Consider the following 23,603-nt stretch of genomic DNA (forward strand, 5'->3'; position numbering starts at 1 on the left):
ATAATAAGGATATTGGAATAAGACTGAGAGTTATTTTTTTTTTTAAAGCAGAGGACGGCATACATGTGGGTTGCCTCTGTCTCGTGGGCTCGGAGATGTTTATAGGAGACAGCCCCAGGGTGGGGTGCGCGTGGATGGTGCCCGCCACGTCTTCCAGCGTGGCGCCCATTTCCAGCGACTGGCCGAAGGCCGTCGACAGTTCCGACACGCCACGCCCCACCGCCTGCCAGCCCAGGATCAGGTGGTTGTCGCGGCGCGCGACCACGCGCACGAAGCCGTCGGTGGATTCCAGCGTCATCGAACGCCCATTGGCGGCGAACGGGAAGGACGCCGTCAGGCAATCCAGGCCAGCGCTTTCCGCCTCATTGGGCGACAGGCCCGCCACCACCACCTCGGGATCGGTGAAGCAGACCGCCGGAATCGACGCCGGCTGGAAATGCCGGCGCTTGCCCGCCACCAACTCGGCCACCATCTCGCCCTGCGCCATGGCGCGGTGCGCCAGCATGGGCTCGCCAGCGATATCGCCGATGGCCCAGACGTCGCGCATGGAGGTACGGCACTGGTCGTCGATGCGCAGCGCGTTGCCCTTGCGGTCCAGCTGCAGGCTTTCCAGCCCCCAGTCCTGCGTGCGCGGACGCCGTCCCACCGCGATCAGCACGCGGTCGGCCGGCAACAGGGTTTCGACGCCGGCCGCGTCCTGCACGCGCACCGCATTGCCGGCGCCGTTCAGGCCCAGCACCTTGCGGCCCAGATGCAGATCCACGCCCATCTTCGTCAGCGCGGCGGCCACGGGCTTGGTGAGTTCGGCGTCGTAGGTCGGCAGGATGCGGTCTTGCGCTTCCACCACCGCCACCTCGGCGCCGAGCTTGCGGTACACGGTGCCGAGTTCCAGGCCGATGTAGCCGCCGCCCACCACCACCAATTGCTTGGGGATGCTGGAGGGCGACAGCGCCTCGGTGGACGACACCACCATGCCGCCGAAAGGCATGGAAGGCAGCGGCGTGGGCTCGGAGCCCGCCGCCAGCAACAGGTGTTCGCACTGGATGCGGATGGCGCCGGACTCGCCGCTGTCCACTTCCACCGTCTTGCCGTCCAGCAGCCGGGCCCAACCGCGCACCACTTCCACGCCGTTCTTCTTCAGCAGCGCGGCCACGCCGCCGGTCAGCTTGCCGACGATGCCGTCTTTCCAGGCCACGGTCTGGGCCAGGTCGATGGCGGGCGCCGACACCGAAATGCCCAGCGCCGACTTGCCCGCGTAATGGCGCGCCTTGTCGAATTCCTCGGCCGCGTGGATCAGCGCCTTGGAGGGGATGCAGCCGATGTTCAGGCAGGTGCCGCCCAACTGTGCGCCTTCGACCAGGATGGTCGGCACGCCCAGCTGGCCGGCGCGGATGGCGGCGACGTAGCCGCCGGGGCCGCCGCCGATCACCAGCAAAGTCGTAGTCTTAGTGATCTGGCTCATGCTTACTCCACGAAAAGCAGCGCGGGTTGTTCCAGCAGCGCGCGCACCGCCTGGATGAAGCGCGCCGCGTCCATGCCGTCCACCACGCGGTGGTCGAAGGACGACGACAGGTTCATCAGCTTGCGCGCCACCACGGCGCCATTGCGGATGGCGGGCCGCTCGACGATGCGGTTCACGCCCACGATGCCGACCTCCGGATGGTTGATCACCGGCGTGGTGACGATGCCGCCCAGCGGGCCCAGACTGGTGATGGTGATGGTGGACCCCGACAGTTCGTCGCGGCTGGCGCTACCCGTGCGCACCGCCTCGGCCAGGCGGACGATCTCGGCCGCCATGGACCAAAGATCGCGCGCCTCGGCGTGGCGCATGACCGGCACCATCAGCCCGCCGTCGCTTTGCGTGGCGATGCCGATGTGGACCGCGCCGTAGCGCGTGACCACGCCGCCTTCGTCGTCGTAGCGCGCGTTGATCTGCGGGAAATCGCGCAACGCCACCACCATGGCGCGCGCCAGCAGCGGCAACAGCGTGAGCTTGCCGCGCGAGGCGCCCCATTTCTGGTTGAGGCTGGCGCGCAGCTCTTCCAGTTCGGTCACGTCGATTTCCTCGACGTAGCTGAAGTGCGGGATGCGGCGCTTGGACTCGGCCATCTTCTGCGCGATCTTGCGGCGCAGGCCGATGACCGGCACGTTTTCCTCGTCGTTGCGCTCGGCGTAGGCCACGCCGCCGCGGGCTTGAGCGCCCCCGCCCTGCCCTTGCAGGTAGGCGTCCAGGTCTTCGTGCAGGATGCGGCCGGCCGGGCCGCTGCCCTGCACGTAGCGCAATTCGATGCCCAGGTCCCAGGCGCGCTTGCGCACGGCCGGCGAGGCCAGCGGCTTGTCGCCGGGCTGGCGCGCGACGGCGGCGGGCGCCTGGCGCGCGGGCTTGGACGGCGCGGCGGGCGGCGCGGATACCTTGGCGGGCGCGGCGGCCTCGGCGGCAGTCTTGGGCGCCAGCGCGGGCTGCGCTGCAGGCGCCGAGGCAGCGGGTTGCGCCGCCACGGCAGCCGCAGGCGCCTTGGCCGGCGGCGCATCCGCGCCCGGCTTGAGGTTGCCCTCGCCTTCCACTTCCAGGCGGATCAGCTCGCCGCCCACGGCCATGACCTGCCCCACATCCCCGCCCAGCGCGACCACGCGGCCGACCACCGGCGCGGGAATCTCGACCGTGGCCTTGTCCGTCATGACGTCGGCCAGCGGCTGGTCCTCGGCCACCATGTCGCCTATCTTCACGTGCCAGGCGACCAGTTCCACTTCCGCGATGCCTTCGCCGATGTCGGGCATCTTGATGACATGAATACCCATTTCTCAACCCTCCATCGCGCGCTTGAACGCTTCGCCAACCCGGCGCGGGCCGGGGAAGTACGCCCATTCCTGCGCGTGGGGATACGGCGTATCCCAGCCGGTCACGCGCTCCACGGGCGCCTCCAGATGATGGAAGCAGTGTTCCTGCACCAGCGCAATCAGCTCGGCGCCGAAGCCGCAGGTGCGCGTGGCTTCGTGCACCACCACGCAGCGGCCGGTCTTCTTGACCGAGTTGACGATGGCGTCCAGGTCCAGCGGCCACAGGCTGCGCAGGTCGATGACCTCGGCGTCGATGCCGGTTTCCTCGGCGGCCGTCAGCGACACGTGCACGGTGGTGCCGTAGGTCAGCACGGTCAGCGCGTTGCCGGGCCGCACGATGGCGGCCGTGTCCAGCGGCACGGTGTAGTAGCCGGTGGGCACCACACTGCCCGGACGTCCGGTCCAGGGCGTGACGGGCCGGTCGTGGTGGCCGTCGAACGGACCGTTGTAGAGCCGCTTGGGCTCCAGGAAGATGACCGGATCGTCGTTCTCGATGGCCGCGATCAGCAGGCCCTTGGCGTCATAGGGATTGGACGGCATCACCGTGCGCAGCCCGCAGACCTGCGTGAACATCGCCTCGGGGCTCTGGCTGTGCGTCTGTCCGCCATAGATGCCACCGCCGCAAGGCATGCGGATGGTCATGGGCGCGACGAACTCGTTGACCGAGCGGTAGCGCAGGCGCGCAGCCTCGGACACGATCTGGTCCGAAGCCGGATAGAAATAGTCGGCGAACTGGATTTCGCAGACCGGACGCAGGCCGTAGGCGCCCATGCCCACCGCCACGCCGACGATGCCGCCTTCGGAGATGGGCGTGTCGAACACGCGCGAGCTGCCGTACTTGGTCTGCAGGCCTTCGGTGCAGCGGAACACGCCGCCGAAATAGCCCACGTCCTGGCCGAACACCACGACATTGTTGTCGCGCTCCAGCATCACATCCATGGCCGAGCGCAAAGCCTGGATCATGGTCATCGGCGCGGAGGCCGGACCAGCGTTGTTATCGATAGCCATGATCAGACTCCGAGCTGCTGACGCTGCCGGCGCAGATGCTCCGGCATGTCCTTGTAGACGTCTTCAAAGATGCTGGCGGCGCTGGGGACGTGGCCGTCCACCAGGGTGCCGTAGCTTTCCGCTTCCTTCTGCGCCGCCAGGATCTCGGCGTCGAGCTCGGCCTTGACGGCTTCGTGCTCTTCGTCGGACCAGATGCCCAGCAGGATCAGGTGCTTTTTGAAGCGAGCGATCGGATCGCCCAGCGGGAAGTGGCTCCAGTCGTCGCCGGGACGGTACTTGGAGGGATCGTCGGACGTGGAATGCGGCCCGGCGCGATAGGTGACCCATTCGATCAGGGTCGGCCCCAGGTTGCGGCGGGCGCGTTCGGCGGCCCAGCTCGAGGCGGAATAGACCGCCAGGAAATCATTGCCGTCCACCCGCAGCGACGCGATGCCGCAGCCCACGCCGCGGCCCGCGAAGGTCGCGCCTTCGCCGCCGGCAATCGCCTGAAAGGTGGAGATGGCCCACTGGTTGTTGACCACGTTCAGGATGACCGGCGCGCGGTAGACGTGCGCAAAGGTCAGCGCGGTATGGAAGTCGGCCTCGGCGGTGGCGCCGTCGCCGATCCAGCCGGAGGCGATGCGGGTGTCGCCCTTGATGGCCGAGGCCATGCCCCAGCCCACCGCCTGGATGAACTGCGTGGCCAGGTTGCCCGAAATGCTGAAGAAGCCGCGTTCACGATCGGAGTACATGACCGGCAACTGGCGGCCCTTGAGCGGATCGCGTTCGTTGGACATCAGCTGGCACATCATGGTGACCAGCGAGACGTCGCGCGCCAGCAGGATGCTTTGCTGGCGGTAGGTCGGAAAGCACATGTCGCCCTGTTCCAGCGCCATGGCGTGGGCGGTGCCGATGGCTTCTTCGCCCAGGCTCTGCATGTAGAAGGAGATCTTCTTCTTGCGCTGGGCGGTCAGCATGCGCGCATCGAAGAGGCGCGTCTTCAGCATGTTGCGCATGCCGGCGCGCAGCTGCTCGTGGCTCAGTTCCGGCGCCCAGGGCCCGACCGCGCTGCCGTCGTCGGCGATCACCCGGACCAGGCTGTAGGCCAGTCCGCCGGTATCGACCGCGGCAACATCAATGGGGGGTTTGGGCACATCGCCGGGCGGCGACAGGTGCAGATAGGAAAAGTCGGTCTTGCAACCCGGGCGGCCGGTAGGCTCCGGGACGTGCAACTTCAACGGCCCATATTGGCTCATGTATTGTCTCCACGCTTGATCGTGTCATGCGCATTCTTCTTACCAAGACACTGCCCAAGGGGGTGACCTCGGACATTGCCATCGTCGGCCCGTGCAAAGGGATGAACATGCAAGGCCGGGAGCCAGAGTAGCACAGGGCGCGGCCCCGAGACAGGGGCCGCGGCGGGCCTCGCTATCGGCGGTGGCCGAGGGTCGCGTGGCGCGTGCGGGGATCGCGGCAGCGGCAGCAGGCGGCGTCATATACTGCCTGTCCCTGATACGCTGGAAACCGACGTGCCCCGATCGACCGCCTCGAAATGGTTCAGCTGGACCGGCATCGTGTTCGCCGCGCTTTACCTCGCCATCGTCATCCTCTGCATCGCCGCCGCGCTCTCGGCCGACGGTGACGACAAAGGACGATTCGTATTGCTGCAATTGCCGCTGGCGCTGCAACTGGCGCTGCTGCATGAATTGAACCTGGACCGCCTGCTGGGCGACCTGTCCTGGGTCGGCGGCTACCTGCTGATCGGGCTGCCGACGCTGGCCCTCTTCTACTTCGCAGGCTGGGGCCTGGAGCAGCTCGTGCGCGCGGCGTTCCGGCCGATCGCGGGCCGGCGCTAGACAAGCGCCTCATGAAAAAAACCGGCCTATGGCCGGTTTTTCGTATGGAGCAGCGAGGCCCGCGGCCTCAAACGGGACCGGTCCACTCCGTGACGAACTCGCGGTAGTCCGGGCGGTTGGCGGGCGGCACGGCGCAAGCCGGCGTGCCTATCGCCAAAAAGCCCAGGAAACGGTAGCCCAGCGCGTCCAGGCCCAGCGCGTTCTGCACGTCTTCCACGTAGGTGCCGATGCCGGTGCTCCAGAACGCGCCGTAGCCCAGCATGTGCACGGCGTTCAGCAGGTTCATGGTGGCGGCGCCGGTGGCCAGCAGCTGTTCCTGTTCCGGGATCTTGGTGTTGTCGTGCGCGATCTTCTGCGCCACCGCCACGAACAGGGGCACGCCGGCCATCCACTCGCGCACGGACTTTTCCTTTTCCGGCGTCATGCGCGGATCGCCGCTGCGCTTGACGGCGTCCAGCGCCAGATCGGCCAGCTTGCCGATGGCCTCGCCCTGGATCACCACGAAGCGCCAGGGACGCAGGGCGCCATGGTCGGGCGCCGACATGGCCGCCTGCAGGATCTGTTCAAGTTCCTCGGGCTTGGGCGCCGGGGCGCGGAGGAACTTGAAGGAACGGCGCGTATTCAGGGCGTGCAGCGGGGTGGCGGTCTGGGTTGTGGTCATCGGATCTGGCGTCAATGAGAAAGAAACACAATTCATATTACGCCACTCCGCCGCGGCAGGCCGTCATCCCCCCGGACCGCCAGAGGTCATTCGATCTGGATGCCGACCTCTTTGATGACGCCCGCCCAGCGCGCCAACTCTCCATTGACGAACTGGCCCAGCTCGGCCGGGCTGCTGGCGCCGGGCGTCGCGCCCTCGCCCTTGAAGCGGGTCTGCAAGGCCGGCACGGCCAACGAACGCACCACCGCCTGGTTCAGCACTGCCACCACGGCGTCCGGCGTGCCCTTGGGCGCCATCAACGCATTCCAGGTGTTGATCTCGTAGCCCTTGAACATGGGGTCCTCGGCCACCGTGGGCACGTCGGGCAGTTCCGCCGAACGGTCGCGCGTGGTGACGGCCAGGGCGCGCAGCGCGCCGGCGCGGACCTGCGGCAAGGCCGCAGGCAAGGTGGCGAAGCTGAACTGGGTTTCGCCGCTCATGACCGAGGAATTGGCCAACGATCCGCCGCGGTACGGCACGTGCTGGATCTGCACCTTGGCCTCCGAGGCGAACATGGCCCCGGCCACGTGCACCGGCGAGCCGTTGCCGCTGGAAGAATAGTTCAGGTCGCCCGGCTTCTCGCGCGCCAGCTTGACCAGGTCCGCCACCGACGCGACCTGGAGCTTGGGATTGGTGACCAACACCAACGGGATGGACGCGATCATGCTGACCGGCGTGAAGCCGCCCACCGGGTCGTAGCCCAGCGACTTCTTGTACACGACGGGGTTGATGCCGTGGCTGGACACGGTGGCCATGAACAGGGTGTAGCCATCGGGCGCGGCCTGCTGCACGGAGGCCGCGGCGATGTTGCCGGCGGCGCCGGCCTTGTTCTCGATGATGACGGGCTGCTTGAGCTCCTTGCTCAACTGCTCGCCCAGCGCGCGCGCCAGGATGTCCGTGGTGCCGCCGGCGGCGTAACCCACCACGATGCGCACCGGCTGACTGGGATAGGCCCCCTGCGCATGCAGCGGCGCCGCGCACAGCCACACTGCCAGGCCCGCCAGGCCTGCCCTCAGATGAACCGCTTTCATGTCTGTCTCCTCGTCGCCGCGCTTGTTGCGCGGTCTATGGCCTGGCCGTCCCCGATGGGATCGGTGGCCGGGTTGATCCGGTCCGCGCGCGGATTCCGGACGCAAGCCTCCCCCGGCCGCGCCGGCAACGGCGCGGACCTGCAAGCCGCGTAGGGAATCCGGCCCGCGGCCGGAAATCAGGTGCCGGTGAACACCGGCGCTCTCTTTTCCGCGAACGCCTTGCGGCCTTCGCGGTAGTCATTGCTTTCGAAACACGCCAGCACCAGCCGGCGCATGCCTTCCACATCGACCTCCGGCCCCAGTTGCTGGAGCTGGCGGATCATCTTCTTGCCGGCGCGCAGCGTCAGCGGCGCGTTGGCCTGGATCTGGACCAGCATGGTCTCCAGCACCTGCGGTAATTCTTCCACCGGCGCCACCTTGCGGATCAGGCCCAGTTCCTTGGCCTGATGGGCGTCGTAGCGCGCGGCGGTCAGGAATATCTCCAGCGCATTGGCCGGGCCGACCGCGGTCACCAAATTGCGGATCGCGGTCAGGCGGTAGCCCAGGCCCAGCTTGCCGGCGGGGATCGCGAAACTGCTGTTGTCGGAAGCGATGCGGATGTCGCAGCACAGGGCGATGTTCAGGCCGCCGCCGATGCAATAGCCCTGGATGTAGGCAATCGTGGGTTTGTCATAGTCATACAGCGCCAGTTGCGCGGTTTCGGCGACGCGCTCGTATTCGACCACCGCGTCTTCGCCGCTGCGCAACGTATCGAACTGCGAGATGTTCGCGCCGCTGACAAAGGCCTTGCCGCCCGCCCCCTGCAGCACCACCGCCCGGATCTCCGGGTCCTGGCGGAAGGCTTCCAGCACCACGGGCACGGCCTCCCACATGGCGAACGATACGGCGTTGTGCCGCTGCGGATCGTTGAAGGTCAGCCAACCTATCGCGCCGCGCTTCTCGGCCACGATGTTGTCGGTGATGTCGCCCTGCAGGATGCGTTGGATATTCACGGTTGCTTTCCTTGTATGACGGTCTGGTGCCGTTGGATGCCATTGGTCAGGTGGGCGCGCATGGCAAGGCGCGCGGCCTCGCTGTCGCCAGCCACGATGGCGTCGAAGATGCGGTGGTGTTCGCGTTCGATTTCCGGCACGCGCTCGGTGCCGGCGCTGGTGTAGCGCAGCGTGCGCACGGCGCCGCGGAACACGTGGCGCAGGTGCGCCAGCAGGCGCACGAAGTAAGGGTTGTTGGTGGCCTCGCCCACGGCCATGTGGAAGTCCAGCGCATGGTCGGCGCCGGCCTGCCAATCGTTGCCTGCCGCGTCGACCCGTTGCAGGGCCTGGCGCAGGGTTTCGATCTGTTCGGGGGTGCGATGCAAGGCCGCCTGCGCCGCCGCGCCAGACTCCAGTTCCACGCGCAGCTGGAAGATGTGCGCCAGCGGCTCGGGCTGGAGCAGATCTTCGGGCGCGATCTCGAAGTTGCGCGTGCCCACGTCCTGCGCCACGAAGGAACCCACGCCGCGCCGCGTATCGACATAGCCCGACAGCTTCAGCCGCGCGATCGCCTCGCGCACCACGTTGCGGCTGACGGCGAACATCTGCGCCAGCTCGAATTCCGTGGGCAGGCGCTGGCCTGGCTCGAATTCGCGCGCCACGATCTTCTGGCGGATCTGCGAGGCGATCTCGTCCGGCAGGTTCTCGGGACGTCCCAGGCTGGAAAAAACCTGGTCGGCGGCGGCGGTGGATGGTGCGTTCATGGGGGCTGTCTCCGTCTGGACCGCCGGATACGCTGGCGGCCTTGGCGGCGATTTTATGCTCGGTACCTGGACGGATCCCTTAAATGACGCCTTCGCGGGCCAGTTGCTGCAAATCGGCAGGCGCCAAACCCAGCATGCCGCCATAGACGTCGCCGTTGTGCTGGCCGCGTTCCGGCGCGGGCGCCATTTCTCCGGGCGCCGAACGGCTCAGGATCATGGGCTGCCCCACCACCGAAATCGGCCCCAGCGCGGGATGCCGGATTTCGCGGCTGAGTCCCAGGTGGCGCACCTGCGGATCCTCGAAGGTCTGGTCCATGCCCAGGATCGGACCGCAAGGCACGCCCTCCTTGTTCATCAGCGCTATCCATTCGGCGGTGGGCCGGGTGGCAGTGCGCGCGCCGATGGCCGCGTTCAGCGCCGGGCGGTTGCGCGCCCGCAGCGGCACGGTCAGGAAACGCTCGTCCTCGATCAGTTCCGGCAGTTCCAGCACGCGGCACAGTCGCGCGTAGATGTCGTTGCCCATGGCCGCGATATTCATATAGCCGTCGCTGGTGGGGAACACGCCGGTCGGGCTGCTGGTGGGATGGTCGTTGCCGCTCTGACCCGGCACCTCGCCGTTCATCAGCCAGCGCATCGCCTGGAAATCCATCATCCAGACCTGCGATTGCAGCAGCGAGGTCTGCACCCACTGCCCCTGCCCCGACACCTCGCGCTCCAGCAGTGCGATGAAGATGCCGATGGCGCAGAACAGGCCGGAGGTCAGGTCCGCCACCGGAATCCCGGCCCGCATGGGGCCGCGGCCAGGCTCGCCGGTCACCGACATCAGCCCGCCTATGCCCTGCGCGATCTGGTCCAGTCCCGGCCGCCCGGCGTAGGGACCATCCTGGCCGAAGCCGGAGACGCTGGCGTAGACGATGCGCGGATTCACCTGGCGCAGCGTCTCGTAGTCGATGCCCAGTTTGAACTTGACGTTGGGCCGGTAGTTTTCCACCACCACGTCGGCCTGGCGCACCAGGTCCAGGAACAGCGCTCGGCCCTGCGGATGCTTCAGGTTCAGCGTGACGCTGCGCTTGTTGCGGTGGGTGTTCTGGTAGTCGGCGAACTGGGCCGAGCCGCCCGGCTTGTCGTCCTGCTCGTCGCTCGGCTCCTCGATCTTGATGACGGTGGCGCCCCAGTCCGCGAACTGGCGCACGGCGGCGGGACCCGAGCGCACTCGCGTCAGGTCCAGGACGGTGAATCGGCCCAAGGGCTTGGAGTCCATGCTTGTCTGCCTCTCTGTTCGGCGCTGCTGGTCGAGGACCGCGGCTGCCTTGTCTTTATTTGTTGGATGTTGGACATCTTACATGTCGAATTTGAGTGCAACAAGACACCGCCGCAGTTTTTCGCAGCGGGTTTTCCCTAGCGTCTTGCTTGCACGGGCCGGTATCCGCCCTCAGTCGTATCCACCCAAGCGACGTTCAGCCCAGGTGCGTGTGGCGTTCCTGGCGCTCTTCGACCTGCATTTCACTCAGGCCATGCAGGATGCCGCAGTCTTCCGCATCGGGCCGGGCCGACAGGCAGCGCTGGCGCAGTTCGGTGAGCTGGGTCTTGAGCTGACTCAGTTCGGCGATGCGCTCATCCACGTGGGAGATGTGCTCGTCGAACAGTTCATTGATGGGGCCGCAACCGCTCTGGTGGTTGTCCGCCAGCGACAGGATGGCGCGGATCTCGTCCTGCGTCATATCCAGCGCACGACAGTTGCGGATCAGCCGCAACCGTTCCAGGTGCGGCTGGCCATAGCTGCGGTAGTTGTTCAGCCCCCTTTCCGGGGCCGGCAACAGCCCTTCTTTCTCGTAATACCTGACGGTCTCGACCGTGGTTCCGGCCGCCGTGGCCAATTCGCCGATACGCATCGCTGCCTCCCGGATCGCATCCGATTGATATAGGGGGTTGACCCTATAGTAACTCCAAGGTGTGGAATAGCGTCACCAGCTTATTTCAAGGCAGAGGACGATGTCTTTACCTCCGGTCAAAAAACACGAACATAGGCCCACCGGCCAAGGCGGCGGCTGCTGCGCGCACGATGAACACGATGCTCCCGCCCGGAACGCCCGGGCCGCTGCCGGACATGAACATGCCGGACACGACCACACGGGCCACGGTCACGCGGATCACAGCCACGCGGGCCATGATCACAGCCACGACCATGCCGGCCATGATCACGCCCACGATCACAAGCATGACCACAACCACAAGCACGATCACGGCGGCGACGCCTGCTGCGGCCATGGCGACGGCCAGCCCTTCAGCGTCTCGGGCGCCGGCGCAGCCGCGCTCAGCGCCGGCCCGGGCCAGTCGCTGGCGCGCCTGCGCATCGGCCAGATGGACTGCCCCACCGAGGAAACGCTGATCCGCAAGAAGCTGGACAACATGGCCGACGTGCATGCGCTGGACTTCAACCTGATGCAACGCGTGCTGACGGTGGTGCACGCCGAAGGCGCGCTGGACCGCGTCATGGCCGCCATCAAGTCGCTGGACATGACGCCGGAACCCCTGGCCGACAACGTGCCCGGCACGCCCGCCCCCGCCGCCAAACCGGTGAACTGGTGGATGATCGGCGGCGCGGGTGTCCTGGCCGCGCTGTCCGAACTGTCGCATTTCGCCGGCTGGCCGCTGGGCGTCACCGCGGCCCTGGCCGTGGCCGCCATCCTGGCCTGCGGCATCACCACCTACCGCAAGGGCTGGATCGCCGTGCGCAACGGCAACCTCAACATCAATGCCCTGATGAGCATCGCCGTCACCGGCGCCGTGCTGATCGGCCAATGGCCCGAAGCAGCCATGGTGATGTTCCTGTTCAATGTGGCCGAGCTGATCGAAGCCCGCTCCCTGGACCGGGCGCGCAACGCGATCCGCGGCCTGCTGGATCTGGCGCCGGAAACCGCCACCGTGCGCCAGGCCAATGGCGAATGGCTGGAAGTGCCTGCCGCCCGCCTGCAGGTGGGCGACATCGTGCGCGTGCGTCCAGGTGAACGCATCGCGGCCGATGGCATCATTGTCAGCGGCAGCTCAGCCGTGGACCAGTCGCCCATCACTGGCGAAAGCCTGCCCGTCGAAAAAACGCAGGATGATCCGGTCTACGCCGCCACCGTCAACGCGGCCGGCTCCTTCGAATACCGCGTCACCGCGGCGGCCGGCAACACCACGCTGGCGCGCATCATCCACGCCGTCGAGCAGGCGCAAGGCGCGCGCGCGCCGACCCAGCGCTTCATCGACCGCTTTTCGCGCATCTACACGCCCGCCGTGGTCGGCATCGCGCTGCTGGTGGCGGTGCTGCCGCCGCTGCTGTGGGACCAGCCCTGGTTCGACGCGATCTACCGCGCCCTGGCGCTGCTGATCATCGCCTGCCCTTGCGCGCTGGTGATTTCGACCCCGGTCAGCATCGTCAGCGGCCTGACCGCAGCCTCGCGCCGCGGCATCCTGGTCAAGGGCGGCGTGTACCTCGAAGAAGGCCGCAACCTGAAATGGCTGGCGCTGGACAAGACCGGCACGCTGACCCACGGCAAGCCGGTGCAGACTGACATCCAGGATTGGGACCTGTCCGACCAGAGCCGCCAGCCTGCAACGCTGGTCGCGGCCAGCCTGGCGGCACGCTCCGACCACCCGGTGTCCCTGGCCGTGGCCAACGCCGCGCGCGAAGCCGGCACGGTCCTGCTGGACGTGCAGGACTTCACCGCCCTGCCCGGCCGCGGCGTCAGCGCGACCTTGGACGGCGTGACCTTCCAGCTGGGCAACCGCCGCCTGATGCGCGAGCTGGGCGTCTCCAGCCCCAAGCTGGAAGCCCGTCTGGATGAACTGGAACGCCAAGGCAAGAGCGCCATCGCGTTGACCGACGGCAACCGCGTGCTGGCCGTGGCCGCCGTGGCCGACACGGTCAAGCCGACCAGCGCGGCAGCCATCGCGGACCTGCATACCCTGGGCGTGCGCACACTGATGCTGACCGGCGACAACACGCCCACCGCGCAAGCCATCGCGCAGCAGGTCGGCATCGACGAAGCCCGCGGCGACCAGTTGCCCGAAGACAAGCTGGCCGCCATTGAAAGCAAGCTGGCGTCGGGCGGCCGCGTCGGCATGGTGGGCGACGGCATCAACGACGCCCCCGCCCTGGCCCGCGCCGACATCGGCTTCGCCATGGGCGCGGCCGGCACTGGCACCGCCATCGAAACGGCCGACGTGGCCCTGATGGACGACGACCTGCGCAAGATCGGCACTTTCCTGCGGCTGTCGCACGCCACGCATCGCGTGCTGGTGCAGAACATCGTGCTGGCGCTGGGCATCAAGGCCGTGTTCCTGGCCCTGGCCATGACCGGCAACGCCACGCTGTGGATGGCGGTGTTCGCCGACGTAGGCGCCAGCCTGCTGGTGGTCGCGAACGGCCTGCGGCTGTTGCGGGCGGCGCCGGCCGCCCACTGACGCAGGGCAATCCAAGTCACCGGCGGCGCATGCAAAGCATGGCCGCCGGTAAAAGCAGGTTTCAGCCCGCCTGCTCTTCCTGCGGCCAGTCGCGCAACACCGGCGCATCCGGCGCGCCGGGACCGACATCGCGCAGATGGTCGTGCTGCAGCAGCGCCATGCGGTAGGCGTCGCGGTAGCCGCCGTTGGAAAAGAACTCCTCCTTCAACAGCCCTTCGATCTGGAAGCCGCAGCGCTCGTAGATGTGCACGGCCGCGGTGTTGTCCTTGTCCACCACCAGATAGACCTTGTGCAGGTTCAGCACGCGGAAGGCGTAGCCCACCGCGATGCGGGTCGCCGCCTTGGCGTAGCCCCGGCCCTGATAGCTGGGCGCGATGATGATCTGGAATTCGGCGCGGCGGTGGATGTAATCGATTTCCACCAGCTCGACCAGGCCGGCGGGTTGCCCGGTGTCGTGCTCGATGATGAAGCGCCGCTCGTTCTGGTCGTGCAAGTGGCGGTCATACAGGGCAACCAGTTCGTCGTAGGCCTCGTAGGGCTCTTCGAACCAATAACGCATGATGACGTCGTTATTGTTGATCTTGTGCACGAAGTGCAGGTCGCCACGCTCCAGGGGGCGTATTTTGATATCGGTTGTGACCGACATGGTGATACCTCCGAAAGTGCGCCCATTGTAAGCGGACGCGGCCCGACGCGCTGGCGCTCAGCCGCCCGAGAACGCCGGCAGGCGTTGTTCTATGCGGCGCATGACCTCGTTGGCGGCGGACGACAGCGGCCGCCCCAGGCGCAGCAGCGCCTGGCATTCCGGCGCGCTCAGGATCGGATGCGCGATGGGAATCGCGACCAGTTCGCCGCTGGCCAGTTCATGGTGCACGCCCAGGTTGGGCATCAAGGTCACGCCCGCCCCCGTCATCGCGTACTGCTTCAGCACGCGTAACGAGTTGGTGGTAAGGCTGGGCGTCAGATGGATGCGCTCGGTGAATTCCAGCAGGTCCACCGCCTGGCGCAGCCCATAGGGCGCGGACATCAGCGCGAACGGGTACGGCAGGATGTCGGCGATGGTCAGCGGCCCGCGCCTTGCGGCCAGCGCGTGGCCGCGGCCCGCCAGCAGGCAGACTGGATGCTTGCGGCTGGCGCGGCAGCGCAGCCGCGGATCCACGGGCGGGTTGTAGGCCAGCCCGATGTGGGCCGCATCCGAGGCCACCGCCTCGACCACTTCATTCACGGAACCCACATTGACGCTGATATTGATCTGCGGATACTCGATGCAGAACGGCCCGACCACGTGCTCCATAAGGCCGTCGATGAAGCCCTCGCTGATCATCAGCTGCACGTTGCCGCGCTGCATGCCGCGCAATTCCTGCAGGCGCGCGTTCAGGTGTTCCTGCTGCGCGCGGCAGCCGCGGTGGTACTCCAGCAGCATGTCGGCGGCCTCGGTAGGCGTCAGCCCGCGCGAGCGCCGCTCGAACAGCTGCACGCCCAGCTCCTTTTCCAGCAGCTGTATCTGCCGGCTGATGACGGAGGCCGCCGTATCCAGCTTGTCGGCCGCCCCCCGGATCGAGCCGCAGGCCATGACCTCGTTGAAGTACTTCAGGCGGACCTGGCTGATTTCCTGCATATCCCGCGTTCCTGGGGCGCTGGGGCGCGCCGGTTGAAGTTGATTCGAGTGTTGCCCATAGGGCAACGATAATTTATCACCCCGGTCATTGTTCGGAACGCCGCAGTCTTCCAATATGGCGGCCCGGAAACCACGAGGATTCCGGCCCAACCCCAGCCAGCGCGGGCGCCAGACCCGCGCGAGGAGACATGCAATGCCCCATCCGACCACGCCGGGCACGGACCCGCGCCTGGCCCCCCTGTACCGCAAGATCACGTGGCGCCTGCTGCCCTTCTTGCTGCTCTGTTACGTCTTTGCCTACCTGGACCGCATCAACATCGGCTTCGCCAAGCTGCAGATGCAGCAGGACATCGGCATCTCGGATGCGGTCTACGGCCTGGGCGCCGGCATCTTTTTCCTGGGCTATGTCCTGTTCGAAGTGCCCAGCAACCTGCTGCTGACCCGCATCGGCGCGCGCCGCACGATCAGCCGCATCATGGTGCTGTGGGGCCTGACCTCGGCCTCGATGCTGTTCGTGCAGGGCGAATGGAGCTTCTACATCCTGCGCTTCATGCTGGGCGTGTTCGAAGCCGGCTTCGCGCCCGGCATGATCTTCTACCTGACCTATTGGTACTCGCAGTCGCGCATGGCCGGCGTCATGGCGGTGGTGATGCTGGCCGGCCCCATCGGCGGCATCGTCGGCGGCCCGGTATCGGCCTGGATCATGACCGCGTTCTCGGGCGCGCACGGCCTGGACGGCTGGCAATGGATGTTCCTGCTGGAAGGCCTGCCCTGCGTGCTGCTGGGCGTGGTGGCCTACCGCTACCTGGACGACAAGCCGGCCGAGGCCAAGTGGCTCAGCGCCGAGGAAAAGGCGCTGCTGGCCGCTGACCTGGAAACCCGCGGCGCGCAGCAGAAGCACGCCTTCAAGCAGGTGCTGCGCGACCCGGCCATCTATGGCATGGCCCTGACGTACTTCTGCCTGATCTGCGGCATCTATGCCGTGAGCTTCTGGCTGCCCACGCTGCTCAAGCTGGCCGGCGTGCAGGACACCATGGAAATCGGCCTGTATTCCGCCATTCCCTACATCGCCGCGGCCGCCTTCATGCTGTGGTTCGCGCGCAGCTCGGACCGCATGCAGGAACGGCGCTGGCACACCCTGATTCCCGCTCTGCTGGCCGGCGTATCGCTGTGCGTGGCCACCGCCGCCCCCACGCAATTTGCGCTATCCCTGACGGCCATCACGCTGGCCACGGGCTTCATGTGGGCCTCTTACACGGTATTCTGGGCGATTCCTTCGCAGTACCTCAAGGGCGAAGCGGCGGCCGGCGGCATCGCGCTCATCAACAGCATCGGACTGCTCGGCGGCTTCCTCAGCCCGTCCATCATCGGCTGGTCCAAGCAGGCCACCGGCACGCTGGCTGGCGGCCTGTACGTGATCTCCGCCTTGCTGGTGGCAGGCGCCCTGCTGCTGCTGGTGAACCGTCCGCCCCGTTCCGCGCCCGCCCGCGCCTGAAGTCCGACCCACAGGAAACGATCATGCATATTCTGGTTGCTGGCTTCCAGCACGAAACCAACACCTTCGCGCCCTCGCTCGCCGCCTATGACAACTTCGTGCGCGGCGAAGGCTTCCCGGCCATGGTACGCGGCAAGGACATGCTGGCGCTGCGCGAGGTCAACATTCCCGCCGGCGGCTTCATCAATGCGGTACTGGCCCAGGGTCACACGGTGGAAACCGTGATCTGGGCGGGCGCCAGCCCCTCGGCCCACGTCACGCGCGACGCCTACGAACGCATCACCGGCGAAATCCTGGACGCCGCCCGCAGCGGCAGCTACGACGCCATCTACCTCGACCTGCACGGCGCCATGGTCGCCGAGCACCTGGACGATGGTGAAGGCGAACTGCTGGCGCGCCTGCGCCAGATCGTCGGCCCCGGCGTGCCGGTGATCGCCAGCCTGGACCTGCACGCCAACGTCACCGCGCAGATGCTGCAGGAAGCCGACGGCCTGGCCGCGTTCCGCACCTACCCGCACGTGGACATGGCCGACACCGGCGTGCACGCGGCGCGCCTGCTGCAGGCCCGCATCGCGGCTGGCGACAACTGGAGCCGCAGCCAGCGGCGCCTGCCCTTCCTGATTCCGATCAACGGCATGTGCACGATGCTGCAGCCGTCCAAGGGCGTGTACGAACTGCTGGAAAGCCTGGAGCAGACTCCGGGCGTGGCCTCCATCTCGTTCGCGCCCGGCTTTCCGGCGGCCGACTTCCCCGAGTGCGGCCCGGTGGTCTGGGCCTACGGCACCGACGTAGCGGCGGTCGAACGCGTGACCGAAACCCTGTATCAGCGCGTGCTGGAACTGGAACCGCAATGGTCGCCCGACTTCCTTGAACCGTCCGAAGCGGTGCGCCGTGCGCAGGCCCTGGCGGCGGGCGCATCGCGTCCCGTGGTCATCGCGGATACGCAGGACAACCCGGGCGCGGGCGGCGACGCCAACACCACCGGCATGCTGCGCGCGCTGGTGGAAGCCGATGCGCAAAACGCCGCGCTAGGGTTGTTCTGCGACCCCGAAGCCGTACGCCTGGCCACAGCGGCCGGAATCGGCAGCAAGGTCCGCCTCAGCTTGGGCGGCCAATCCGGCGTGGCCGGCGACTCGGCCTTCGAAGGCGAGTTCCTGGTCGAAACGCTGTCGCCCGGCAAGCTGCGCTTTGACGGGCCGATGATGAACGGCATGGACGTGGACCTGGAAGCCGTGGCCGGCCTGCGGATCGGCGGCGTGCGGGTGGTGGTCAGCGCCACCAAGTCGCAAATGCTGGACCGCAACCTGTTCCGCGTGGGCGGCGTGCAGCCCGAGGAGATGGCGATCCTGGTGGTGAAGAGTTCCGTGCACTTCCGCGCGGACTTCCAGCCCATCGCCCACGAAGTGCTGGTGGCCAAGGCGCCCGGCCCCATGCAGGCCGATCCGGCCGACCTGCCCTGGACCCGGCTGCAGCCGGGCATCCGCGTGCGTCCGCAAGGCAAGCCGTTCTCTTATTGAGCGCCGCCCCCGCCGCGCGCCGGCGGGGTTTGCTTTCACGCAGCGCAGTGGCAGACTGGCGGCATGAAGAAGCTCTTTACGCTCGCCTACCCCCGCCTCGGCGCGCCGGACTCCGGGTTCATCGAGGAGTTCCGGTGCCAGCATGACGGCCAACACCCGCTGGTGAAGGCGCACTTCACCATGGCGTTCGGCTGCGCCGGCATCGATGAACAGGCCTACCAGCTGCACCTCGAAGAGGTCGCCCGCCTGCACGGCCCGATAGACTTCGTCTGCCGCTACGCCATGCTGGGCGCGGACGCGGCGCATGCGTATGTGCACCTGGTCCCCGACGAAGGCCACAGCCAGCTGGCGCGCCTGCACGACGCCTTGTACCGCCAGGTGCTGGCGCCGACCTTGCGCCTGGATATCCCCTATGTCCCGCACATCACCCTGGGGGCGTCCACCAACCGCGCGCTGATGAAATCCCTGTGCGACGAACTGAACCGCAACGGACTCGACATCCGCGGCTCGATCGACAGGTTGACGATGGCGGTCCTGGAAAACGGCGTGATCACCGACCTGACGTCGGCGCGCCTTTCCGGCTGAAGGGCGGGACCGCACCCGCCCCTGCGCGACGGACTACTTCAGCTTGGCCTGCGGGCTGACGAAGTCCTCCAGCGTCAGGCCCTTTTCCTTCAGGATGGCTTCCAGCAACGGCTGCAGCTTGCCCAGGCTTTCCTGCACGGTTTCGCGCACGGTATCGACCACCACCTGGGTGCTGCGCTCGATCTCGATGTTGACGAAATCACCCACCTGCTTGTCCTCGAACACCGTCATGCGGCGGGTTTCCGGAATCAGCCAGACCTCGAACCAGCCTTCGGCGCGATTGACGTCCGATACGGTCAGGCTGGCGCCGTTGATGGCGATATAGCCCTTGGCGAAGACGTACTTGCGAAAGGCCTCCGGGATGCTGAAGCGCATCAGGCGGTTGGTGTCGGACGACTTCACCATCACGACTTCGGAGGTGAAATCCACGTGTCCGGACAAGGGGTGGCCGCCGATCTCGGCGCCATCCTTGGCAGCCCGCTCGACGTTGGCGCGACCGCCCTCGTGGTAGCTGCCCAACGTGGTGATGGCCAGGCTTTGCAGCATGACGTCGAAGGTGGCCTGGTTCTCGGACAGGATTTCCGTGACGGTCAGGCAGACGCCATCCGTCGACACGCTGGCGCCGATGGCCAGGTCCTCGCAAAAACCAGGGGGGAAATCCAGCGTGAAAGTGCGCAGGCCTTCGCGATCCGCGATCTTGGCGATCTTCGCGGTGCCTTGAACAATACCGGTGAACATACGGATCCTGAATGCGGGGCGGCGCGCCCCTGAAGCAAAACATCAACGTTAACCGATATTTTGCCAGGGGCCGCGCTGCCCGCAGCCGGGATCAGTGGCGGATGGCGATCGTCTTCAGGGTGGTGAAGCCGTACAGCGCTTCAAAGCCCTTCTCGCGGCCATAGCCCGATTGGCGCGAACCGCCGAAGGGCAGTTCCACACCGCCGCCGGCACCGTAGTTGTTGATGAACACCTGGCCAGCGCGCAGCTTGCGCGCCAGGCGCAACTGGCGGCCGCCGTCGCGGGTCCAGACGCCGGCCACCAAGCCATACAGCGTGCCATTGGCGATTGCCAGCGCCTCTTCCTCGGTGTCGAACACCATGGCGGCCAACACCGGGCCGAAGACTTCTTCCTGCGCCAGGCGGCTGTTGGGCGGCACGTCGCGGAACAGCACCGGAGGCTGGTAGAAGCCGGCCTCGGGCGTGCCTTCCTTGAGCTGGCCGCGGGCGGCGACCTTCATGCCTTCAGCCTCGGCTTCGGCCAGGAAGCCGCGCACGCGGTCCTGCTGGCGCGCGTTGATCAGCGGACCCACGTCCAGGTCGGCCGCGGCCGGACCGGTCACGGTGGCCGAAAACGCGTCCGACAGGCGCTTGAGCACGGTCTCGTACACGCCGCGCTGGATCAGCACGCGGCTGCCAGCCGAGCAGGTCTGGCCCGCGTTCTGGATGATGGCGGCCAGCAGCACCGGCATGGCGGCGTCCAGGTCGGCATCGTCGAACACGATCTGGGGCGACTTGCCGCCCAGTTCCAGTGTGACCGGCACGTGGTTTTCGGCGGCGGCATGCGCCACCATCTTGCCCGTCTGCGGCGAACCGGTGAACGAAATATGGTCGATGCCGGGATGGGCGGACAGCGCCGCGCCGGCCTCGTGGCCATAGCCCGTGCAAATATTCAGCGCGCCGGCAGGCAGGCCGACTTCAGCGGCGATTTCCGCCAGCTTCAGCAGCGACAGGCAGGCATCCTCCGCAGGCTTGACCACGCAGGCATTGCCGGCGGCCAAGGCCGCGCCCACGCTGCGGCCAAAGATCTGCAGCGGGTAGTTCCACGGCACGATATGGCCGGTGACGCCATGCGCTTCGCGCACCGTCAGCACGGTGAAGCCCGGGGTGTAGGGAATGGTCTCGCCGTGCAGCTTGTCGACCGCGCCGGCATAGAACTCGAAGTAGCGCGCCACGGCGGCGGCGTCGGCGCGCGCCTGCTTGATGGGCTTGCCGGTGTCGGCCGATTCCAGCTGCGCCAGCTCTTCCTGGCGCTCCAGCAGCGCGAAGGCGATGCGCATCAAAAGGCGGCTGCGCGCGGCGGGCGCCATCTGGCCCCACTCGCCTTCAAAAGCCTCGCGTGCCGCAGTCACGGCGCGGTCCACGTCCTCGGCGGTGGAACGCGCGATTGCCTCGAAAGGCGCGCCATCGGACGGGTTCAGGACGGGAATGGTTGCGCCGGTGGCAGCTTCCACCCATTGGTTGGCGATAAAGTTCTTCTGAGTCACGATGTGCGGAGTAAAGTAGCGGCCGGACGGCCGGTTGCGGGAAATTGGCGTCGCGCGCGAGTCGCGTTCTGGCTTCGAGCCAAGGTACGGGAGCGGCTCGTAACTTGTCAATTGAATTGACAGCTTTTGTCCCAAGGGTCAGGATATTTTCTGTTCACCTGGGGTAATCCCTAATAATTCAGTGGCTTAACGCCACCCCGAATTTGTCACGGCGACTGACAAGCCCGGGTATATAGATAGAGCAGGAGCGCCCATGAGCAATGTCCGTGATCCGCAGCTTGAATCGCTGCTGGAAGCCGTGAACCGCCCTCGCCCCGAACTGGACGTGCTGGCGGAAGTGGCCTCGGGCCTGGGCTATGTGCGCGCCGAACGCTTTGCCGAGCGCGTCTACGAAAGCCTGTTCTATGCCATCGCCACCGGCAAGATCGCGCCCGGCAGCAAGCTGCCCACGGAGCTGGAGCTGGCCGCCCTGTTCGAAGTCTCGCGGCCAGTCGTGCGCCAGGCGCTGGACCGGCTGCGCGAGGACCAACTGGTGGATTCCATCCGCGGCTCGGGCAGTTATGTGCGCGCCAAGCCCGACCTGATGGGCGGCATGCCCGCAGTGGACCCCGCAAGGCGCGTCGGCCACATCCTGGAAGGCCTGGAACTGCGCATGGTGATCGAACCCGAATGCGCCTACCTGGCCGCCCTGCGCCGCACCGACGAAGACCTGCGCGACATGGACCGCATGCTGACCGGCTACGAAGAAGCCGACGCCTCCGGCGCCATCGCCCACCACCACGACTACGGATTCCACCGCGCCATTGCCGCAGCCACCAGCAACCAGCGCTTCGTGCAGGTGCTGAAGTCGCTGGAATACGACGTCAGCCATGCCGTGAACGTCATGCGGCACCTGGTCCACAGCCAACCCTGGAAGCGCACCCGCGCCGCCATCGAGGAACACCGCCACATCTACCGGCTGATCCAGGAACAGGACGCCGAAGGCGCGCGCAACGTCATGCGCGCCCATATCGAAAAAGCCCGGAGCCGCATGCTCAACAGCGGCTCGGAACACTGAGCAGGAAGCCTTAGCTACATGTCATCGCAACAACGCCCGTCCCTGGACCTGAACCAGCAACTCGTCATCGTCACCGGCGCCAGCCGCGGCCTGGGCGCCGCCATTGCGCGCGCTTTCCTGCGCGAAGGCGCCAAGGTCGTCGTCAATTATCTGAACAGCGCCGAGCGCGCGCAGGCCCTGGCCGCCAGCGCGCCGGACCGCGCCCTCGCAGTGCAGGCCGACGTGCGCGACCCGGCCGCCGTCGCGGCCATGTTCGCACAAGCCAGCGCGCATTTCGGCCAGCCCGTGGCCACGGTCGTCAACAACGCCCTGCCCGCCTTCCAGTTCAATGGCGATGCCCGCCCGCAAGCCGGCGCGCTCGACTGGGCGCAGATGAACGCGCAGCTGGAAGGCAGCGTGCGCGCCGCGCTCAACACCACCCAGGCCGCCCTGCCCGGCATGCGCGCCGCAGGCGGCGGACGCATCATCAACGTGGGTACCAACCTGGTCCAGAACCCGGTGGTGCCGTACCACGACTACACTGCGGCCAAGGCCGCGCTGCTGGCCTTCACCCGCACTTTGTCGCATGAACTGGGCGCCGACGGCATCACCGTCAACATGGTTTCGGGAGGCTTGCTGCGCACCACCGACGCCTCGGCGGCCACGCCGGACGCGGTCTTCGACATGATTGCCGCCGGCACGCCGCTGCGCGAGGTCACCACGCCTGAGCAATTCGCCGACGCCGTGCTGTTCTTCGCCAGCCCCTGGTCGCGCGCAGTGACGGGGCAGAACCTGATCGTCGACGGTGGACTGGTGAAGGGCTGAGCCATGAAGCGCCTGGCCGGCGCTACATCTTTCTGCTTGGCGCGCGGCGCTATGCCTGCAGGCGCCTGGCGCTGATTTCGACGGCCGCGAACTTGATGCCCTTGAGCGCGGCGTCCTCGGTCACGAAGGCGGAATCACCCACGCCGATACGCGTCCATGCGCGGCCTGGCGCCGTGCGCACCCAGGCCTCGTAGCCCTGCTGAGCGGCAAGCGGCCTGAGTTCGTATTCGAGTTGGTGGCCGTTGAGCCTGATCACTCCGGTTCTCATGGTTTTCTCCCCGCGCCTCAGCGCCGGCCCGCGATGGCGCAGGCACGCATCACGCTGCGTCCCGGCCCCATCTTGGGCGTTCCCTGAGAGTCCTGCGCCCGCACCACTTCCGCAACGCGCCGCCCATCCGCCATCCATTGGCGCGCGACGCTGACGATGTCGGTGAACTCGGGTTGCGGTCCGTCCAGCAGCCAACCCACGATGGGAACGCTGGGAATGCCGGCCGCGCCAGGAGAAATCTGATCCAAATCAAGGGGCTTCATACTCCTCTCCGTTCAGGGAACTGTAGGGAGCGTAGACGCGCGGTCAAATCTCAGGGATTAGAAAACCGCAAAAAATAGAACATTTTGTATATCTACCGCTCGCAACCGGGACGGATCATCTCCGGCAGGCCGCAGCG

23 protein-coding genes are annotated in these 23,603 nt (G+C 67.0%); 7 read left to right on the forward strand and 16 right to left on the reverse strand.

Annotated elements, in window-relative coordinates; genetic code table 11:
• The 4 genes from lpdA to AC6LKD_RS26060 form a co-directional block, all read right to left on the reverse strand.
• Positions 1 to 1,462 (reverse strand): dihydrolipoyl dehydrogenase (lpdA, locus tag AC6LKD_RS26045; protein WP_498117860.1); only part of this gene is annotated, 1,462 nt, incomplete at its 3' end.
• A gap of 2 nt (positions 1,463 to 1,464) precedes the next feature.
• Positions 1,465 to 2,799, reverse strand: coding sequence for a dihydrolipoamide acetyltransferase family protein (locus AC6LKD_RS26050; RefSeq protein WP_498117861.1), 1,335 nt, complete (start codon positions 2,797 to 2,799; stop codon positions 1,465 to 1,467).
• A gap of 3 nt (positions 2,800 to 2,802) precedes the next feature.
• Complete coding sequence (locus AC6LKD_RS26055; protein ID WP_013393268.1) at positions 2,803 to 3,846, reverse strand: alpha-ketoacid dehydrogenase subunit beta; 1,044 nt, start codon at positions 3,844 to 3,846, stop codon at positions 2,803 to 2,805.
• Between the two features lie 2 nt (positions 3,847 to 3,848).
• Positions 3,849 to 5,081, reverse strand: coding sequence for a 3-methyl-2-oxobutanoate dehydrogenase (2-methylpropanoyl-transferring) subunit alpha (locus AC6LKD_RS26060; RefSeq protein ID WP_013393267.1), 1,233 nt, complete (start codon positions 5,079 to 5,081; stop codon positions 3,849 to 3,851).
• A gap of 273 nt (positions 5,082 to 5,354) precedes the next feature.
• Here AC6LKD_RS26060 and AC6LKD_RS26065 point away from each other — a divergent pair, with 273 nt between their 5' ends.
• A complete protein-coding gene (locus AC6LKD_RS26065; protein WP_013393266.1) occupies positions 5,355 to 5,681 on the forward strand; it encodes a hypothetical protein in 327 nt (108 codons plus the stop codon).
• A 67-nt stretch (positions 5,682 to 5,748) separates the two neighbouring features.
• Here the strand turns inward: AC6LKD_RS26065 and AC6LKD_RS26070 are convergent, their stop codons facing one another.
• The 6 genes from AC6LKD_RS26070 to cadR form a co-directional block, all read right to left on the reverse strand.
• Positions 5,749 to 6,342 carry a nitroreductase family protein gene (locus AC6LKD_RS26070; RefSeq protein WP_498117862.1) on the reverse strand — a complete coding sequence of 198 codons (594 nt, stop codon included), beginning with the start codon at positions 6,340 to 6,342 and terminating at the stop codon, positions 5,749 to 5,751.
• Positions 6,343 to 6,428: 86 nt separating this feature from the next.
• The gene (locus AC6LKD_RS26075; RefSeq protein WP_498117863.1) at positions 6,429 to 7,412 is read right to left on the reverse strand and encodes a Bug family tripartite tricarboxylate transporter substrate binding protein; all 984 of its coding nucleotides are present in this window, start codon (positions 7,410 to 7,412) and stop codon (positions 6,429 to 6,431) included.
• Between the two features lie 176 nt (positions 7,413 to 7,588).
• Positions 7,589 to 8,404: an enoyl-CoA hydratase gene (locus AC6LKD_RS26080; protein ID WP_492275586.1), complete on the reverse strand. Its 816-nt coding sequence runs from the start codon at positions 8,402 to 8,404 to the stop codon at positions 7,589 to 7,591.
• Positions 8,401 to 9,147, reverse strand: a complete 747-nt coding sequence (locus tag AC6LKD_RS26085; protein ID WP_498117864.1) for a FadR/GntR family transcriptional regulator — start codon at positions 9,145 to 9,147, stop codon at positions 8,401 to 8,403. Before AC6LKD_RS26085 ends, AC6LKD_RS26080 begins: the two co-directional genes overlap by 4 nt.
• Before the next feature lie 79 nt (positions 9,148 to 9,226).
• Positions 9,227 to 10,408, reverse strand: coding sequence for a CaiB/BaiF CoA transferase family protein (locus AC6LKD_RS26090; protein ID WP_498117865.1), 1,182 nt, complete (start codon positions 10,406 to 10,408; stop codon positions 9,227 to 9,229).
• 196 nt (positions 10,409 to 10,604) lie between these two features.
• A complete protein-coding gene (gene cadR / locus AC6LKD_RS26095; protein WP_013393260.1) occupies positions 10,605 to 11,039 on the reverse strand; it encodes a Cd(II)/Pb(II)-responsive transcriptional regulator in 435 nt (144 codons plus the stop codon).
• 100 nt (positions 11,040 to 11,139) lie between these two features.
• Here cadR and AC6LKD_RS26100 point away from each other — a divergent pair, with 100 nt between their 5' ends.
• Positions 11,140 to 13,596 (forward strand): heavy metal translocating P-type ATPase, encoded by a 2,457-nt coding sequence (locus AC6LKD_RS26100; RefSeq protein WP_498117866.1) that lies wholly within the window; start codon positions 11,140 to 11,142, stop codon positions 13,594 to 13,596.
• A gap of 61 nt (positions 13,597 to 13,657) precedes the next feature.
• On the opposite strand, the gene speG is transcribed toward AC6LKD_RS26100, so the two are convergent.
• Both speG and AC6LKD_RS26110 read right to left on the reverse strand, forming a co-directional pair.
• Positions 13,658 to 14,242, reverse strand: a complete 585-nt coding sequence (speG, locus tag AC6LKD_RS26105) for a spermidine N1-acetyltransferase (RefSeq protein WP_013393257.1) — start codon at positions 14,240 to 14,242, stop codon at positions 13,658 to 13,660.
• 57 nt (positions 14,243 to 14,299) lie between these two features.
• Complete coding sequence (locus AC6LKD_RS26110) at positions 14,300 to 15,214, reverse strand: LysR family transcriptional regulator (RefSeq protein WP_013393256.1); 915 nt, start codon at positions 15,212 to 15,214, stop codon at positions 14,300 to 14,302.
• A gap of 193 nt (positions 15,215 to 15,407) precedes the next feature.
• Between AC6LKD_RS26110 and AC6LKD_RS26115 the strand changes: the two genes are divergently transcribed.
• The 3 genes from AC6LKD_RS26115 to AC6LKD_RS26125 all read left to right on the forward strand — a co-directional run bounded on the left by AC6LKD_RS26115 (position 15,408) and on the right by AC6LKD_RS26125 (position 18,811).
• Positions 15,408 to 16,709 (forward strand): MFS transporter, encoded by a 1,302-nt coding sequence (locus AC6LKD_RS26115; RefSeq protein ID WP_498117867.1) that lies wholly within the window; start codon positions 15,408 to 15,410, stop codon positions 16,707 to 16,709.
• Between the two features lie 23 nt (positions 16,710 to 16,732).
• The gene (locus AC6LKD_RS26120; RefSeq protein WP_498117868.1) at positions 16,733 to 18,226 is read left to right on the forward strand and encodes a M81 family metallopeptidase; all 1,494 of its coding nucleotides are present in this window, start codon (positions 16,733 to 16,735) and stop codon (positions 18,224 to 18,226) included.
• 63 nt (positions 18,227 to 18,289) lie between these two features.
• Positions 18,290 to 18,811 (forward strand): 2'-5' RNA ligase family protein, encoded by a 522-nt coding sequence (locus AC6LKD_RS26125; RefSeq protein ID WP_498117869.1) that lies wholly within the window; start codon positions 18,290 to 18,292, stop codon positions 18,809 to 18,811.
• Between the two features lie 33 nt (positions 18,812 to 18,844).
• Here the strand turns inward: AC6LKD_RS26125 and AC6LKD_RS26130 are convergent, their stop codons facing one another.
• Together AC6LKD_RS26130 and AC6LKD_RS26135 are read right to left on the reverse strand one after the other, a co-directional pair.
• Complete coding sequence (locus AC6LKD_RS26130; protein WP_498117870.1) at positions 18,845 to 19,549, reverse strand: riboflavin synthase subunit alpha; 705 nt, start codon at positions 19,547 to 19,549, stop codon at positions 18,845 to 18,847.
• A gap of 91 nt (positions 19,550 to 19,640) precedes the next feature.
• Positions 19,641 to 21,077, reverse strand: a complete 1,437-nt coding sequence (locus AC6LKD_RS26135; RefSeq protein ID WP_085947864.1) for an aldehyde dehydrogenase family protein — start codon at positions 21,075 to 21,077, stop codon at positions 19,641 to 19,643.
• A 250-nt stretch (positions 21,078 to 21,327) separates the two neighbouring features.
• Between AC6LKD_RS26135 and AC6LKD_RS26140 the strand changes: the two genes are divergently transcribed.
• Positions 21,328 to 22,131, forward strand: coding sequence for a FadR/GntR family transcriptional regulator (locus AC6LKD_RS26140; protein ID WP_013393250.1), 804 nt, complete (start codon positions 21,328 to 21,330; stop codon positions 22,129 to 22,131).
• Between the two features lie 18 nt (positions 22,132 to 22,149).
• Positions 22,150 to 22,935, forward strand: coding sequence for a 3-oxoacyl-ACP reductase (locus AC6LKD_RS26145; RefSeq protein ID WP_492275578.1), 786 nt, complete (start codon positions 22,150 to 22,152; stop codon positions 22,933 to 22,935).
• Positions 22,936 to 22,984: 49 nt separating this feature from the next.
• Here the strand turns inward: AC6LKD_RS26145 and AC6LKD_RS26150 are convergent, their stop codons facing one another.
• A complete protein-coding gene (locus AC6LKD_RS26150) occupies positions 22,985 to 23,203 on the reverse strand; it encodes a hypothetical protein (RefSeq protein WP_013393248.1) in 219 nt (72 codons plus the stop codon).
• 17 nt (positions 23,204 to 23,220) lie between these two features.
• Positions 23,221 to 23,466 carry a hypothetical protein gene (locus AC6LKD_RS26155; RefSeq protein WP_013393247.1) on the reverse strand — a complete coding sequence of 82 codons (246 nt, stop codon included), beginning with the start codon at positions 23,464 to 23,466 and terminating at the stop codon, positions 23,221 to 23,223.
• Between the last annotated feature and the right edge of the window lie 137 nt (positions 23,467 to 23,603).

This window comes from Achromobacter sp. D7-1, assembly GCF_059760445.1.

What these genes read in the sequence shown, in the direction of transcription:
- speG (WP_013393257.1), bottom strand. Translation starts at nt 14,242, where the DNA reads ATGTCGGTCACAACCGATATCAAAATACGCCCCCTGGAGCGTGGCGAC.
- AC6LKD_RS26050 (WP_498117861.1), bottom strand. Translation starts at nt 2,799, where the DNA reads ATGGGTATTCATGTCATCAAGATGCCCGACATCGGCGAAGGCATCGCG.
- AC6LKD_RS26150 (WP_013393248.1), bottom strand. Translation starts at nt 23,203, where the DNA reads ATGAGAACCGGAGTGATCAGGCTCAACGGCCACCAACTCGAATACGAA.
- AC6LKD_RS26145 (WP_492275578.1), top strand. Translation starts at nt 22,150, where the DNA reads ATGTCATCGCAACAACGCCCGTCCCTGGACCTGAACCAGCAACTCGTC.
- AC6LKD_RS26070 (WP_498117862.1), bottom strand. Translation starts at nt 6,342, where the DNA reads ATGACCACAACCCAGACCGCCACCCCGCTGCACGCCCTGAATACGCGC.
- AC6LKD_RS26085 (WP_498117864.1), bottom strand. Translation starts at nt 9,147, where the DNA reads ATGAACGCACCATCCACCGCCGCCGCCGACCAGGTTTTTTCCAGCCTG.
- AC6LKD_RS26060 (WP_013393267.1), bottom strand. Translation starts at nt 5,081, where the DNA reads ATGAGCCAATATGGGCCGTTGAAGTTGCACGTCCCGGAGCCTACCGGC.
- AC6LKD_RS26125 (WP_498117869.1), top strand. Translation starts at nt 18,290, where the DNA reads ATGAAGAAGCTCTTTACGCTCGCCTACCCCCGCCTCGGCGCGCCGGAC.
- AC6LKD_RS26055 (WP_013393268.1), bottom strand. Translation starts at nt 3,846, where the DNA reads ATGGCTATCGATAACAACGCTGGTCCGGCCTCCGCGCCGATGACCATG.
- AC6LKD_RS26110 (WP_013393256.1), bottom strand. Translation starts at nt 15,214, where the DNA reads ATGCAGGAAATCAGCCAGGTCCGCCTGAAGTACTTCAACGAGGTCATG.
- AC6LKD_RS26100 (WP_498117866.1), top strand. Translation starts at nt 11,140, where the DNA reads ATGTCTTTACCTCCGGTCAAAAAACACGAACATAGGCCCACCGGCCAA.
- AC6LKD_RS26115 (WP_498117867.1), top strand. Translation starts at nt 15,408, where the DNA reads ATGCCCCATCCGACCACGCCGGGCACGGACCCGCGCCTGGCCCCCCTG.
- AC6LKD_RS26130 (WP_498117870.1), bottom strand. Translation starts at nt 19,549, where the DNA reads ATGTTCACCGGTATTGTTCAAGGCACCGCGAAGATCGCCAAGATCGCG.
- AC6LKD_RS26120 (WP_498117868.1), top strand. Translation starts at nt 16,733, where the DNA reads ATGCATATTCTGGTTGCTGGCTTCCAGCACGAAACCAACACCTTCGCG.
- cadR (WP_013393260.1), bottom strand. Translation starts at nt 11,039, where the DNA reads ATGCGTATCGGCGAATTGGCCACGGCGGCCGGAACCACGGTCGAGACC.
- AC6LKD_RS26155 (WP_013393247.1), bottom strand. Translation starts at nt 23,466, where the DNA reads ATGAAGCCCCTTGATTTGGATCAGATTTCTCCTGGCGCGGCCGGCATT.
- AC6LKD_RS26140 (WP_013393250.1), top strand. Translation starts at nt 21,328, where the DNA reads ATGAGCAATGTCCGTGATCCGCAGCTTGAATCGCTGCTGGAAGCCGTG.
- AC6LKD_RS26075 (WP_498117863.1), bottom strand. Translation starts at nt 7,412, where the DNA reads ATGAAAGCGGTTCATCTGAGGGCAGGCCTGGCGGGCCTGGCAGTGTGG.
- AC6LKD_RS26090 (WP_498117865.1), bottom strand. Translation starts at nt 10,408, where the DNA reads ATGGACTCCAAGCCCTTGGGCCGATTCACCGTCCTGGACCTGACGCGA.